This is a genomic window from Arthrobacter sp. NPDC080073, assembly GCF_040686575.1.
Classification (GTDB): domain Bacteria; phylum Actinomycetota; class Actinomycetes; order Actinomycetales; family Micrococcaceae; genus Arthrobacter.
In genome coordinates this window covers 95,361-107,873 of sequence record NZ_JBFBKR010000004.1, presented here as the reverse complement: position 1 = coordinate 107,873, position 12,513 = coordinate 95,361, and the positions used below count along the sequence as shown (strand labels likewise).

The following is a 12,513-nucleotide window of genomic DNA, read 5'->3' as shown; positions in this document are numbered from 1 at the left end:
ATGGGAATCCGTAAATACAAGCCGACTACCCCGGGCCGTCGCGGCTCGAGCGTAGCCGACTTCTCCGAAATCACGCGATCGACTCCGGAAAAGTCGTTGCTGCGTCCGCTGCACAAGACTGGCGGCCGTAACAACACCGGTAAGATCACTACCCGTCACAAGGGTGGTGGCCACAAGCGCCAGTACCGTCTGATCGACTTCCGTCGTCACGACAAGGACGGCGTCAACGCCCGCGTTGCCGAAATCGAGTACGATCCGAACCGTACGGCTCGCATCGCCCTCCTGCACTACGTTGATGGCACCAAGCGTTACATCATCGCCCCGAACAAGCTGTCCCAGGGTGACTTCGTCGAGGCTGGTCCCGACGCTGACATCAAGCCGGGCAACAACCTGCCGTTGCGCAACATCCCGGTCGGTACCACCATCCACGCAGTTGAACTGCGTCCGGGTGGCGGCGCCAAGATGGCCCGTTCCGCAGGTGCTTCGGTCCAGCTCGTCGCCAAGGAAGGCCGTTTCGCCCAGCTGCGTCTGCCCTCCGGTGAAATCCGCAACGTCGACGTGCGCTGCCGCGCAACGGTCGGCGAGGTCGGCAACGCCGAGCAGTCGAACATCAACTGGGGCAAGGCCGGCCGCATGCGCTGGAAGGGCGTTCGCCCGACCGTCCGTGGTGTCGCGATGAACCCGGTCGACCACCCGCACGGTGGTGGCGAGGGTAAGACGTCCGGTGGACGTCACCCCGTCAACCCGAACGGTAAGCGTGAAGGCCGCACCCGCCGCCCCAACAAAGAGAGCGACAAGCTTATTGTTCGTCGCCGTCGTACTGGCAAGAACAAGCGATAGGAGCCTGGACACATGCCACGCAGCCTGAAAAAAGGTCCTTTCGTTGACCAGCACCTCTTTGTAAAGGTAGCCAGGGAAAACGAAAAGGGCACCAAGAACGTCATCAAGACCTGGTCCCGCCGTTCGATGATCGTCCCCGACATGCTCGGCCACACGATCGCCGTGCACGACGGACGCAAGCACATTCCGGTGTTTGTCACCGAGTCGATGGTCGGGCACAAGCTCGGCGAATTCGCTCCCACGCGGACATTCCGCGGCCATGTCAAGGACGACCGTAAGGGCAAGCGCCGCTAGGCGCCTGCACTTACGTCAAAGACGAGAGAAGGAAAGCAATGGAAGCCAAGGCTATTGCGCGTCACATCCGCGTAACGCCTATGAAGGCCCGGCGCGTCGTCAACCTTGTTCGTGGTAAGCAAGCGAATGAGGCTCTGGCAATTCTGAAGTTCGCCGAACAGGCAGCTTCGGAGCCGGTATTCAAGGTAGTTCAGTCGGCAATGGCAAACGCACGGGTCCTCGCGGACCGCGACGGCGTTGCCTTTGACGAAGGAGACCTCTACATCAGCGAAGCGTTTGTTGATGAAGGCCCGACCATGAAGCGGTTCCAGCCGCGTGCCCAGGGTCGCGCATTTCAGATCAAGAAGCGCACGAGCCACATCACCGTGGTAGTCGCTACCCCGGAGAAAGAGGAGGCTCGCTAAGTGGGACAGAAAGTAAACCCGCACGGGTTCCGACTCGGCATCACCACCGATCACGTATCGCACTGGTTTGCTGACAGCACGAAGGCCGGCCAGCGGTACAAGGACTTCGTTCGCGAAGACATCCGCATCCGCCAGCTCATGTCCACGGGCATGGAGCGCGCTGGTATCGCCAAGGTCGAAATCGAGCGCACCCGTGACCGTGTCCGCGTGGACATCCACACGGCCCGCCCGGGTATCGTCATCGGCCGCCGCGGTGCAGAAGCGGACCGCATTCGCGGCGAGCTCGAAAAGCTCACCGGCAAGCAGGTCCAGCTGAACATCCTCGAGGTCAAGAACCCCGAGATGGAAGCCCAGCTTGTTGCCCAGGGCGTCGCTGAGCAGCTGACTTCCCGCGTGGCTTTCCGCCGTGCGATGAAGAAGGCCATGCAGTCCGCACAGCGTGCGGGTGCTAAGGGTATCCGTATTGCTTGCTCCGGTCGACTGGGTGGCGCAGAAATGTCCCGCTCGGAGTTCTACCGCGAAGGCCGTGTGCCCCTGCACACCCTGCGTGCGAACATCGACTACGGCTTCTACGAGGCCAAGACCACCTTCGGCCGCATCGGCGTGAAGGTCTGGATCTACAAGGGCGACGTCACCGCCAAGGAACTGGCTCAGCAGGCAGCTGCTGCTCCGTCCCGCGGCCGCGGTGCCAGCGACCGTCCGGGCCGCCCGGGTGGCGCCGACCGTGGTGACCGCCGTCGTCGTACCGACCGTCCGGCAGCTGACGCGGCACCTGTTGCTGCAGAGGCTCCGGCAGCTGAAGCCGCTACCGCAGGTTCGGCACAGGCAGCAGAAGGAGGACAGGCTTAAATGCTTATCCCACGTCGAGTCAAGCACCGTAAGCAGCACCACCCGGGTCGTTCCGGCGCTGCAACGGGCGGCACCAAGGTCACTTTCGGTGAGTACGGCATCCAGGCACTGAGCCCGGCCTACGTCACGAACCGTCAGATCGAGTCTGCCCGTATCGCGATGACCCGCCACATCAAGCGTGGCGGCAAGGTCTGGATCAACATTTATCCGGACCGTCCGCTGACGAAGAAGCCGGCCGAAACCCGCATGGGTTCCGGTAAGGGTTCTCCGGAATGGTGGGTCGCAAACGTCAAGCCGGGCCGCGTTCTCTTCGAACTCGCCGGTGTCAATGAAGAGGTAGCTCGCGAGGCATTGCGCCTGGCAATCCACAAGCTGCCGTTGAAGGCACGCATTGTGCGTCGCGAAGGTGGTGAATAGAAATGGCAGTAGGGTCGAAGGATCTCGCACCCGCACAGCTGGACGGTTTCGACAACGAGCGTCTCGTTGAAGAACTCCGCAAGTCCAAGGAAGAGCTGTTCAACCTGCGTTTCCAGTCCGCCACCGGACAGCTGGAGAACCACGGTCGTCTGCGCGCGGTAAAGAAGGACATCGCACGCATCTACACCGTTCTCCGTGAGCGCGAGCTGGGCATTCGTGCCGAGGTTGCCGCACCGGTTGTGGAAGCCAAGGAAGAAAAGAAGTCCAAGAAGGCAGAAGCCAAGGCTGAAAAGGCCGAAGCTGAGGCTGGAGAGGACGCCAAGTGAGCGAACAGAAGGAAACTGTGACGGAAGCAGCAGCCAGCGCTACACAGCGCGGTTACCGTAAGACGCGTCGCGGCTACGTTGTCTCTGACAAGATGGAAAAGACCATCGTTGTTCAGGTTGAAGACCGCGTGAAGCACGCTCTGTACGGCAAGGTTATTCGCCGCACCTCGAAGGTCAAGGCTCACGATGAGCAGAACACCGCCGGCATCGGCGACCTCGTTCTCATCGCCGAGACGCGTCCGCTGTCCGCCACCAAGAACTGGCGGCTCGTGGAGATCCTCGAAAAGGCTAAGTAGTCCCGCGCTTGGCCTTGCGCCCGGCAGCGACATGGATTGGCAGAAAGGCCCGTATCCCGTAAGGGATGCGGGCCTTTCCGCGTTTCGGTGCTTAGCATAAACCGTGCTAGGATATTGAGTTTGTATGGCGTCAGTTGTGCGCCAACAACCACCTCGTAAACAATCGTGCCGCGGCATACTGCCCCGCGCAGTTATTTCCGCAAGGGAAGCTGATGCTGGCGGCACGGGAGTTTAGGCCTGCACTGGCAAAATCCAGGCAGGTCAAGAGACACCCCGATCAACCGTTCCGCAAGGCTCATTCCGTATGCTCCATTTCGGTCTGAGAACCGGCGCGACGCAAGGAGTAAAAATTGATTCAGCAGGAGTCGCGACTGAAGGTCGCCGACAACACGGGTGCTAAGGAAATCCTTACCATTCGCGTTCTCGGTGGATCCGGCCGTCGCTACGCAGGCATTGGCGACGTCATTGTCGCAACCGTCAAGGACGCTATCCCGGGCGGCAACGTAAAGAAGGGTGACGTCGTCAAGGCTGTCATCGTTCGTACCAAGAAGGAACGCCGCCGTGCGGATGGTTCCTACATCAAGTTTGACGAGAACGCAGCTGTGATTCTGAAGAACGACGGCGACCCCCGCGGTACCCGTATCTTCGGCCCGGTTGGTCGTGAACTCCGTGACAAGAAGTTCATGAAGATCGTCTCCCTGGCCCCGGAGGTGCTTTAGTCCATGGCTAAAATCAAGAAGGGTGACCTCGTTCAGGTCATCACCGGAGCCAAGCAGGAGCGCGGCGGCGACCGCGGCAAGCAGGGTAAGGTTTTGCGCGTTTACCCGGATGCCAACCGCGTTCTGGTAGAAGGCATCAACCGCGTCACCAAGCACACCAAGGTCGGTCAGTCGCAGCGCGGCACCAAGACCGGTGGCATCGAGGTCGTTGAGGCCCCGATCCACGTCTCCAACGTTGCTCTTGTTGACCCCTCGACCAAGAAGCCGACCCGCGTTGGTTTCCGTCTCGAGACCGTTGAGAAGGACGGCGTCTCCAAGACCGTCCGTGTCCGCGTGTCCAAGGCATCCGGGAAGGACATCTAATGACTGAGACTCTCGAGACTCCAGCGAAGATCGTTCCGCGTCTGAAGACGAAGTACGCCGATTCCATCAAGCAGACCCTGGTTGAGGAATTCAAGTACGAGAACGTGAACCAGGTTCCCCGCCTGGTGAAGGTTGTAGTGAACATGGGTGTTGGAGATGCCGCCAAGGACTCCAAGCTGATCGACGGCGCTGTCCGCGACCTCACCCTGATCACCGGCCAGAAGCCGCAGGTAACCAAGGCCCGCAAGTCCATCGCCCAGTTCAAGCTGCGCGAAGGCATGCCCATCGGTGCACACGCAACTCTGCGTGGGGACCGTATGTGGGAATTCGTGGACCGCCTCGTGACCCTCGCCCTGCCCCGTATCCGCGACTTCCGCGGCCTCAACGGCAAGCAGTTCGACGGCAACGGCAACTACACCTTCGGTCTGACCGAACAGGTTATGTTCCACGAAATCGACCAGGACTCCATCGACCGCGTTCGCGGTATGGACATCACGGTCGTCACCACTGCAAAGACCGATGACGAAGGCCGTGCGCTGCTCAAGGCACTTGGCTTCCCGTTCAAATCCGAAGACTAACAACTACGTAGTAGGTCCGGCCGCGGCTGCTTTGTAGCCAACGCGGAAACCATTACGAGGAAGGGCAAGAGCCCACAATGACTATGACAGATCCTGTCGCAGACATGCTTACGCGTCTGCGCAACGCCAACTCGGCATACCACGACACCGTGAGCATGCCGTACAGCAAGCTCAAGGCACGCGTTGCCGACATCCTGAAGGCAGAAGGCTACATTGCTGCCTGGAAGGAAGAGGAAGCCGAAGTCGGCAAGAAGCTGACCATCGACCTCAAGTTCGGCCCGAACCGCGAGCGTTCGATCGCTGGTGTCCGTCGCATTTCCAAGCCTGGTCTCCGCGTTTACGCGAAGTCCACCAACCTGCCTCACGTGCTGGGTGGCCTGGGTATCGCAATCCTGTCCACCTCTTCCGGCCTCCTGACTGACAAGCAGGCCGGCAAGAAGGGCGTGGGCGGCGAAGTCCTCGCGTACGTCTGGTAACGGGAAAGGAAGAGAATAATGTCACGTATTGGACGTCTCCCCATCACCGTTCCTGCCGGCGTTGAAGTTAAGGTTGATGGCTCTGTCATCAACGTCAAGGGCACCAAAGGCGAGCTGAGCCACACTGTAGCCAGCCCGATCGAGGTCACCCTGGACGAAAGCACCTTGACTGTCACCCGCCCGAACGACGAGCGCGCTTCGCGTTCCCTGCACGGCCTGACCCGCACCCTGATCGCCAACATGATCGAGGGCGTCACCAAGGGCTACGAAAAGAAGCTTGAAATCGTTGGTACCGGTTACCGCGTTCAGGCCAAGGGTTCTGACCTTGAGTTCGCTCTTGGCTTCAGCCACCCGGTCAATGTCTCCGCTCCCGAAGGCATCACCTTCACGGTGGAGGGGCCGACCAAGCTCTCCGTCGCTGGTATCTCCAAGCAGCAGGTCGGCGAGGTTGCTGCCAACATTCGCAAGCTGCGCAAGCCCGACCCCTACAAGGGCAAGGGTGTCCGTTACGCCGGCGAAGTTATCCGCCGCAAGGTCGGAAAGGCTGGTAAGTAAACCATGGCCATCGCAATTAACAAGAAGCGTACGAACAAGAGCAAGTCTGCTGCACGCAGCCGTCGCCAGCTTCGTATCCGCAAGCGCATCACCGGCACGGCTGCTCGTCCTCGTCTGGTCGTCAACCGCTCCGCACGCCACATCTTCGTCCAGGTTGTCGATGACAGCAAGGGTGTAACCGTGGCTTACGCTTCCACTCTGGAAGCTGACCTTCGTGCATTCGACGGCGACAAGACTGCCAAGGCCAAGCGCGTCGGCGAGCTCGTTGCCGGGCGTGCCAAGGCTGCAGGCATCGAAGCAGTTGTCTTCGACCGCGGTGGTAACAAGTACCACGGCCGGATCGCCGCCGTCGCTGACGGCGCACGTGAAGGTGGGCTGGCACTGTGACCGTTGAGAATAACGAAAAGGACATTCAGGTGACTGAAGCTGCAGCTGCTGAGGCAACTGAGACTGCTGCTGCCACCGACGACCGCCGCGGCGGCCGTCGTGGCGAGCGTGGTGACCGTGGCCAGGGCCGCGGCGACCGTGGTGGCCGTGGTGGCCGCGACGGCGGTCGCGAGGCCGAGAAGAGCCAGTTCGTAGAGCGCGTTGTAACCATCAACCGTGTTGCCAAGGTCGTCAAGGGTGGTCGTCGCTTCAGCTTCACCGCACTCGTCGTCGTCGGTGACGGCAACGGCCTGGTTGGCGTCGGCTACGGCAAGGCCAAGGAAGTTCCGGCAGCTATCGCAAAGGGCGTTGAAGAGGCTAAGAAGTCCTTCTTCCGCGTTCCCCGCGTTGGCAACACCATCCCGCACCGCGTGCAGGGTGAAGCCGCAGCAGGCGTTGTCATGCTGCGTCCGGCTTCCCCGGGTACCGGTGTTATCGCCGGTGGTCCGGTCCGCGCGGTACTGGAATGCGTCGGTATCCACGACGTTCTCTCCAAGTCGCTCGGTTCCTCGAACGCCATCAACATCGTTCACGCGACTGTTGACGCCCTGAAGCGACTGGAAGAGCCCGCTTCCGTGGCAGCCCGCCGTGGCCTGCCGCTGGACGAGATCGCTCCTGCTGCTCTGGTGCGCGCACTCCAGAACCAGAAGGCAGGTGTCTAGTCATGGCTAAGAACCTGACTCCCTCCGACGCTCAGTTGGAGATCACCCAGATCAAGGGCGTCATCGGCGCCAAGCAGAACCAGCGTGAGACCCTGCGGTCCCTCGGCCTCAAGCGCATCGGACACACTGTTGTCCGTACCGCTGATGCCGTGACCGTCGGAATGCTCAACACGGTTCCGCACCTCGTGAATGTAGAGGAGGCGAAGTAATGGCTGAGAACAAGACCGCCGATAAGGCAGAGGCTGCCGACAAGCAGAACACTCTGAAGGTCCACCACCTGCGTCCCGCCCCCGGTGCCAAGACTGCCAAGACCCGTGTTGGTCGTGGTGAAGGCTCCAAGGGTAAGACCGCCGGTCGCGGTACCAAGGGTACGAAGGCCCGCTACCAGGTCAAGGCTGGCTTTGCCGGCGGCCAGCTGCCGCTGCACATGCGCCTGCCGAAGCTTCGCGGCTTCAAGAACCCGTTCCGGGTTGAGTTCCAGGTTGTAAACCTGGACAAGCTCAACGAGCTGTTCCCGGAAGGTGGCGCTGTCACCGTCGAGTCCCTGGTTGAGAAGGGTGCCGTTCGCAAGAACCAGCCCGTCAAGGTGCTGGGCACCGGCGACATCACCGTCAAGGTTGATGTCACCGCCCACGCTTTCTCCTCCAGCGCAGCTGAGAAGATCGCAGCAGCAGGCGGAACCACCACTGCCCTCTAAAGGGCTCCGGGGCGTTCGCCCGCTGTAAAAAGACTCCCGGTGCGGAGGGCTTCGGCCCCTCGCGCCGGGAGTTTTTTCACATGGCGCACACCCCTCGATTGTTCGCATGGCGCATCAAACCGTTAGACTCGGGTGTTGGGTTTCAATGACCCCTTTCGACACCCTTGGACTTTTAACTCAGGAGGACGCTTGCTAAGCGCATTCGGCCGGGCATTTCGTACGCCTGATCTGCGACGCAAGTTGTTGTTCACGCTGGGAATCATCACAATCTTCCGCTTGGGAGCTTTTATCCCCTCGCCTGGTGTGAGCTACCAAAATGTTCAGCAATGTTTGTCAAGCAATCAGGACCAGGGCGGCCTCTACCAGCTCGTCAACCTGTTCAGCGGTGGTGCACTGCTGCAGGTTTCGATCTTTGCCCTGGGGATCATGCCGTACATCACGGCCAGCATCATCGTGCAGCTGCTCCGCGTGGTCATTCCGCGGTTCCAGCAGCTGTACGACGAAGGTGCCTCCGGCCAGTCGAAGCTGACGCAGTACACGCGTTATCTGACCATTGCGCTTGGCCTGCTGAACGCCACCACTTTGGTGTCCCTGGCACGCTCGGGCCAGTTGCTGCCTAACTGCCAGCTGCCGATCATCCCCGACACCAGCATCATCGCCACGATTCTTGTGGTCATCACCTTGACGGCCGGTACGGGCCTCATCATGTGGATGGGCGAACTGGTTACCGAGAAGGGCGTGGGCAACGGCATGTCCCTGCTCATCTTCACCTCCATCGCCGCAGGCTTCCCAACCTCGCTTGGTGCCATCTGGAACTCCAAGGGACCGGGCACCTTCTTCACTGTGTTGGCGATCGGCCTCGTGACCGTCGCACTCGTTGTCTTCGTGGAGCAGTCCCAGCGGCGCATTCCGGTCCAGTATGCCAAGCGTATGATCGGCCGGCGCACCGTGGGCGGCACCAGCACCTACATCCCCATCAAGGTGAACATGGCCGGCGTCGTGCCCGTCATCTTCGCTTCCTCCATGCTCTACCTGCCCGGGCTGATTGCGCAGTTCAACCAGCCGAAGGCAGGAGAGTCCATTGCCCCGTGGGTTGAGTGGATCAACAACAACCTCACCAAGGGCGACCACCCCATCTACATGGCGCTGTACTTCGTCATGATTGTGTTCTTCACCTACTTCTACGTCGCGATCACCTTCAACCCCGAAGAGGTCTCGGACAACATGAAGAAGTACGGCGGGTTCATTCCGGGCATCCGGGCGGGTAAACCGACCGCGGACTACCTGCAGTACGTGCTTTCCAGGATCACCCTCCCCGGCGCCTTTTACCTGGGCTTCGTGGCGTTGATTCCGCTGGTCGCACTCGTCCTGATCAGTGCCAACCAGAACTTCCCGTTCGGTGGCACGTCAATTCTGATCATGGTGGGCGTAGGCCTGGAAACCGTCAAGCAGATTGATGCGCAGCTACAACAACGTCACTACGAAGGGCTTTTGCGATGACGAGAATGCTGATCATTGGACCCCCGGGTTCGGGCAAGGGAACCCAGGCTGAGCGGATTTCCGAGCGCCTGGGCGTAGTCGCCATCTCCACCGGCGACATCTTCCGTGCAAACGTCAAGGGCGAAACCCCTCTGGGTATCGAAGCCAAGAAGTACATGGACGCCGGCGATTTCGTTCCGGACAGCGTCACCAACAAGATGGTCCGTGACCGCCTGAGCGAGGACGACGTCGAGAACGGCTTCCTGCTCGACGGATACCCGCGCACCACCGCCCAGGTGGAATACCTGGACCAGATCCTCGCCGACACGGACGAGAAGCTCGACGTCGTGCTTCAGCTGACGGCCGACGACGAGGAACTTGTCAAGCGTTTGCTGGGCCGTGCCAAGGAGACCGGGCGCTCGGATGACAACGAAGGTGTCATCCGCCACCGCCTGGACCTCTACCACGAGCAGACCGAGGCCGTCGTGGCCAAATATGCCGAACGCGGCATCCTGACCCAGGTCGATGGCATTGGCGACATCGACGAGGTCACGGATCGCGTCCTGCTGGCCATCGAGGCAGCCAAGGCAGTCTAGTCGCCGCACGACTGTTGAAAGGGTGTGTCCCGCCCGGAGTGAACTGCTCCCGCGCGGGACACGCCCTTTTCTGTTCCCCTTCGGCGGGCCCCGGGACCTTGGACAGTTGCCGGGGCGTTCGCGGCGTTCGCGGCGCCGGTTTCGGGCAGGACCGCCGATGCGGGAAAATAGAGGATCAAATGGTGATCTGGTTCCACAGCCCACCACAAGGAGCACACGACAAGAGGAGACCATGGCGTTCGGCCAGCCCCGCATCGAATACAAGACCAACGAGCAAATGCGCAAAATGCATGAGGCCGGATTGGTCCTCAGCAGAGCGCTCGACGCGGCCGTTGAAGCTGCGAAGCCGGGCGTGACCACGCGTGAGATCGACGCCGTGTTCGCGGCGGTCCTCATCGACGCCGGAGCGAAGTCGAATTTCCTCGGTTACCACGGCTTCCCGGCCACCATCTGTACGTCCGTCAACGAGGAAGTGGTCCACGGCATCCCCGGTGACCGGGTCCTCCAGGACGGGGACATCATTTCGATTGATGGCGGAGCGATCGTTGACGGTTGGCACTCCGACTCCGCGCGAACAGTGATAGTCGGTGCGGCTGATCCTGAAGACCAGCGGCTCTCCGATGTCACCCAGGCCGCCATGTGGCGTGGCATTGCGGCCTTGGCCAAGGGCAAGTTTGTGGGCGACATCGGCAACGCCGTGGACGACTATGTTTCGTCCGTTCCGGGAAAGCCGCTGGGCATCCTGGAAGACTACGTGGGCCACGGCATCGGTTCCGAGATGCACATGGCCCCCGATGTGTTGAACTATCGCACCACGCACCGCGGCCCGAAGATCAGGCCGGGACTGTGCCTTGCGATTGAGCCCATGCTCGTCCGCGGCGGCATCGAAACAGCGACCCTCGACGACGACTGGACCGTGGTGACCACCGACGGCAAGCGTTCGTGCCAGTGGGAGCATTCGGTTGCCGTCCACGAAAAGGGCATCTGGGTCCTTTCCGCGCCCGACGGCGGTGCAGAGCAGCTGGTGCCGCTCGGCGTCGTGCCGGTTCCGATTCCCTGAACAGACGCGGCTGCCCAACTAGCTCGAATTAGTTCTCGTTCTGACCCGTCAAAACGACATTAACTTCGAGCTAGTTGGGCAGCGGGATCGCACTGGGCGCGCAGAGGCCTAGCTCTTGAGCTTGGGCTTGACGTCCTTGGTGTAAATGCCGTCGAGGGTTGCCTTGAGGTCCGTCATGGTGGCCTTCACGTCGCCCTGCTGCGTGAGGATCTTCGCGGCAGCCTTGGCCATCTCCTGATCGGCGCCGGGCAGGAATACGCGGGCATTGTCCTGCACCTTGGTCACGGCGAGCTGGTCCATGGCCGTCTTGATCTGGGGAGTCTTGGCGAGGACTGCCGTCATGTCCGCCGAGACGCGGGTGGGCATGTAGCCGGTCGCAGCGGAGAATGCCGCGGTGTTCTCCGGCTCGGTCATGAACTTCAGGAAGGTGGCGGCCGCGAGCTGGACTTCCTTGCTGACACCGCTGGGAATCCCGAGTCCGGCGCCGCCGGTGGGGCAGACGTTGGTCTCGGCCTTGGGCCCGCCCGGCAGGAAGCCGACGCCGACGTTGAACTTGGCGGACTTCAGCACGCCCAACAGGTCCCCGGTGGAGGAGATTGTGGTGGACGTAATGCCTGCCGAGAAGTCGTCCGCGGCGTTCTTGGAGGAGACGCCGGCCCACTTGTCCTTGTAGATGGAGTCCTGTGCCCACTGCAGGGCCGCGACGGACTCTGCGGAATCGCAGTTGAAGGTCCAGCCGTTGGACCAGCTGCCGCCCCAGCCCCACAGGTTGTTCTGCAGGGTCCAGCCGGCGTATCCGGCGAGGGCCGGGTAGATGTAGGCGTACTTCGCGCCCGAGCTGGCCTGGAGCTTCGGGGCCCACTCGGCGAACTCCTGCCAGGTCTTGGGAGCCCGGTCCGGAAGGCCCGCGGCCTTGAAGTGGTCCTTGTTGTAGTAGAAGAGCGGCGTGGAGCGGCCGTAGGGGAGCGCCCACTGCTTGTTGGCGTATTGGTAGTCCGCTACGAGCGACTTCTGGAAGTCGTCGATTTTGACGTCCAGCTGCTTGATGAGTCCGTCCAACGGAATGATGTTGCCGTTGGTGTAGTAGCGGAACCACCAGACGTCGGAGAGCACTACGAGGCCGGGAAGGGCCGACTTCGCGGCCTGGGAGGTCTGGAACTTCTGGGCGATTTCCTCGTAGTTGGCGCCGGCGGTCACGAGGTTCACCTTGATGTCCGGGAACTTCGCCTGGAACTTGTCGATGATGGATTGCTCGACGGCTTGGGACTGTCCGGGGTGGCTGGTCCAAAAGTCGAACGAGCCGGCCGGCTTGACGCCCGTGAAGTCGATGTCTGAAGGGCTGCTGCTCGCAGCGCTGCCGCTGGTCGACGGACCGCCGCACGCTGCCAGGGCGGCGGCGCCGACTCCAAGTCCGGCGAGCCCGAGGAAGTTTCTACGATCAAGATTCATTGCCATGGTGGGTCCTCTCAAGGATGC

Annotated in this window: 20 protein-coding genes; 19 read left to right on the top strand and 1 reads right to left on the bottom strand. The window is 61.4% G+C overall.

The window, feature by feature from the left end:
• The 19 genes from rplB (at nt 1) to map (ending at nt 11,037) form a co-directional block, all read left to right on the top strand.
• Nucleotides 1–840, top strand: a complete 840-nt coding sequence (gene rplB / locus AB0O52_RS06575; protein ID WP_028265104.1) for a 50S ribosomal protein L2 — start codon at nt 1–3, stop codon at nt 838–840.
• 12 nt (nt 841–852) lie between these two features.
• The gene (gene rpsS, locus AB0O52_RS06570) at nt 853–1,134 is read left to right on the top strand and encodes a 30S ribosomal protein S19 (RefSeq protein WP_018773666.1); all 282 of its coding nucleotides are present in this window, start codon (nt 853–855) and stop codon (nt 1,132–1,134) included.
• A 38-nt stretch (nt 1,135–1,172) separates the two neighbouring features.
• The gene (gene rplV, locus AB0O52_RS06565) at nt 1,173–1,538 is read left to right on the top strand and encodes a 50S ribosomal protein L22 (protein ID WP_028265103.1); all 366 of its coding nucleotides are present in this window, start codon (nt 1,173–1,175) and stop codon (nt 1,536–1,538) included.
• Nucleotides 1,539–2,387: a 30S ribosomal protein S3 gene (gene rpsC / locus AB0O52_RS06560; RefSeq protein ID WP_306863854.1), complete on the top strand. Its 849-nt coding sequence runs from the start codon at nt 1,539–1,541 to the stop codon at nt 2,385–2,387.
• A complete protein-coding gene (gene rplP, locus AB0O52_RS06555) occupies nt 2,388–2,804 on the top strand; it encodes a 50S ribosomal protein L16 (protein WP_028265101.1) in 417 nt (138 codons plus the stop codon).
• A 2-nt stretch (nt 2,805–2,806) separates the two neighbouring features.
• Nucleotides 2,807–3,130, top strand: a complete 324-nt coding sequence (gene rpmC, locus AB0O52_RS06550; protein WP_059387364.1) for a 50S ribosomal protein L29 — start codon at nt 2,807–2,809, stop codon at nt 3,128–3,130.
• Complete coding sequence (gene rpsQ / locus AB0O52_RS06545; protein WP_364535066.1) at nt 3,127–3,426, top strand: 30S ribosomal protein S17; 300 nt, start codon at nt 3,127–3,129, stop codon at nt 3,424–3,426. Before rpmC ends, rpsQ begins: the two co-directional genes overlap by 4 nt.
• A gap of 350 nt (nt 3,427–3,776) precedes the next feature.
• The gene (gene rplN, locus AB0O52_RS06540) at nt 3,777–4,145 is read left to right on the top strand and encodes a 50S ribosomal protein L14 (protein ID WP_003803789.1); all 369 of its coding nucleotides are present in this window, start codon (nt 3,777–3,779) and stop codon (nt 4,143–4,145) included.
• A gap of 3 nt (nt 4,146–4,148) precedes the next feature.
• Nucleotides 4,149–4,508, top strand: coding sequence for a 50S ribosomal protein L24 (gene rplX, locus AB0O52_RS06535; RefSeq protein ID WP_364535063.1), 360 nt, complete (start codon nt 4,149–4,151; stop codon nt 4,506–4,508).
• Nucleotides 4,508–5,086, top strand: coding sequence for a 50S ribosomal protein L5 (gene rplE / locus AB0O52_RS06530; protein WP_059387367.1), 579 nt, complete (start codon nt 4,508–4,510; stop codon nt 5,084–5,086). Before rplX ends, rplE begins: the two co-directional genes overlap by 1 nt.
• A 77-nt stretch (nt 5,087–5,163) precedes the next feature.
• The gene (gene rpsH, locus AB0O52_RS06525; RefSeq protein ID WP_028265096.1) at nt 5,164–5,562 is read left to right on the top strand and encodes a 30S ribosomal protein S8; all 399 of its coding nucleotides are present in this window, start codon (nt 5,164–5,166) and stop codon (nt 5,560–5,562) included.
• Nucleotides 5,563–5,580: 18 nt separating this feature from the next.
• Nucleotides 5,581–6,117 (top strand): 50S ribosomal protein L6, encoded by a 537-nt coding sequence (gene rplF / locus AB0O52_RS06520; RefSeq protein WP_059387368.1) that lies wholly within the window; start codon nt 5,581–5,583, stop codon nt 6,115–6,117.
• A gap of 3 nt (nt 6,118–6,120) precedes the next feature.
• Nucleotides 6,121–6,504 carry a 50S ribosomal protein L18 gene (rplR, locus tag AB0O52_RS06515; protein ID WP_236812276.1) on the top strand — a complete coding sequence of 128 codons (384 nt, stop codon included), beginning with the start codon at nt 6,121–6,123 and terminating at the stop codon, nt 6,502–6,504.
• A 29-nt stretch (nt 6,505–6,533) separates the two neighbouring features.
• Nucleotides 6,534–7,205 carry a 30S ribosomal protein S5 gene (gene rpsE, locus AB0O52_RS06510; protein WP_364535058.1) on the top strand — a complete coding sequence of 224 codons (672 nt, stop codon included), beginning with the start codon at nt 6,534–6,536 and terminating at the stop codon, nt 7,203–7,205.
• A gap of 2 nt (nt 7,206–7,207) precedes the next feature.
• Nucleotides 7,208–7,414, top strand: a complete 207-nt coding sequence (gene rpmD, locus AB0O52_RS06505) for a 50S ribosomal protein L30 (RefSeq protein ID WP_059387371.1) — start codon at nt 7,208–7,210, stop codon at nt 7,412–7,414.
• A complete protein-coding gene (gene rplO, locus AB0O52_RS06500) occupies nt 7,414–7,902 on the top strand; it encodes a 50S ribosomal protein L15 (RefSeq protein WP_364535054.1) in 489 nt (162 codons plus the stop codon). Before rpmD ends, rplO begins: the two co-directional genes overlap by 1 nt.
• A 189-nt stretch (nt 7,903–8,091) precedes the next feature.
• Nucleotides 8,092–9,402 (top strand): preprotein translocase subunit SecY, encoded by a 1,311-nt coding sequence (gene secY / locus AB0O52_RS06495; protein WP_059387373.1) that lies wholly within the window; start codon nt 8,092–8,094, stop codon nt 9,400–9,402.
• 5 nt (nt 9,403–9,407) lie between these two features.
• Nucleotides 9,408–9,977: an adenylate kinase gene (locus AB0O52_RS06490; protein ID WP_364535599.1), complete on the top strand. Its 570-nt coding sequence runs from the start codon at nt 9,408–9,410 to the stop codon at nt 9,975–9,977.
• 232 nt (nt 9,978–10,209) lie between these two features.
• A complete protein-coding gene (gene map / locus AB0O52_RS06485) occupies nt 10,210–11,037 on the top strand; it encodes a type I methionyl aminopeptidase (RefSeq protein WP_364535050.1) in 828 nt (275 codons plus the stop codon).
• 108 nt (nt 11,038–11,145) lie between these two features.
• Here the strand turns inward: map and AB0O52_RS06480 are convergent, their stop codons facing one another.
• A complete protein-coding gene (locus AB0O52_RS06480; RefSeq protein ID WP_364535047.1) occupies nt 11,146–12,492 on the bottom strand; it encodes an ABC transporter substrate-binding protein in 1,347 nt (448 codons plus the stop codon).
• Between the last annotated feature and the right edge of the window lie 21 nt (nt 12,493–12,513).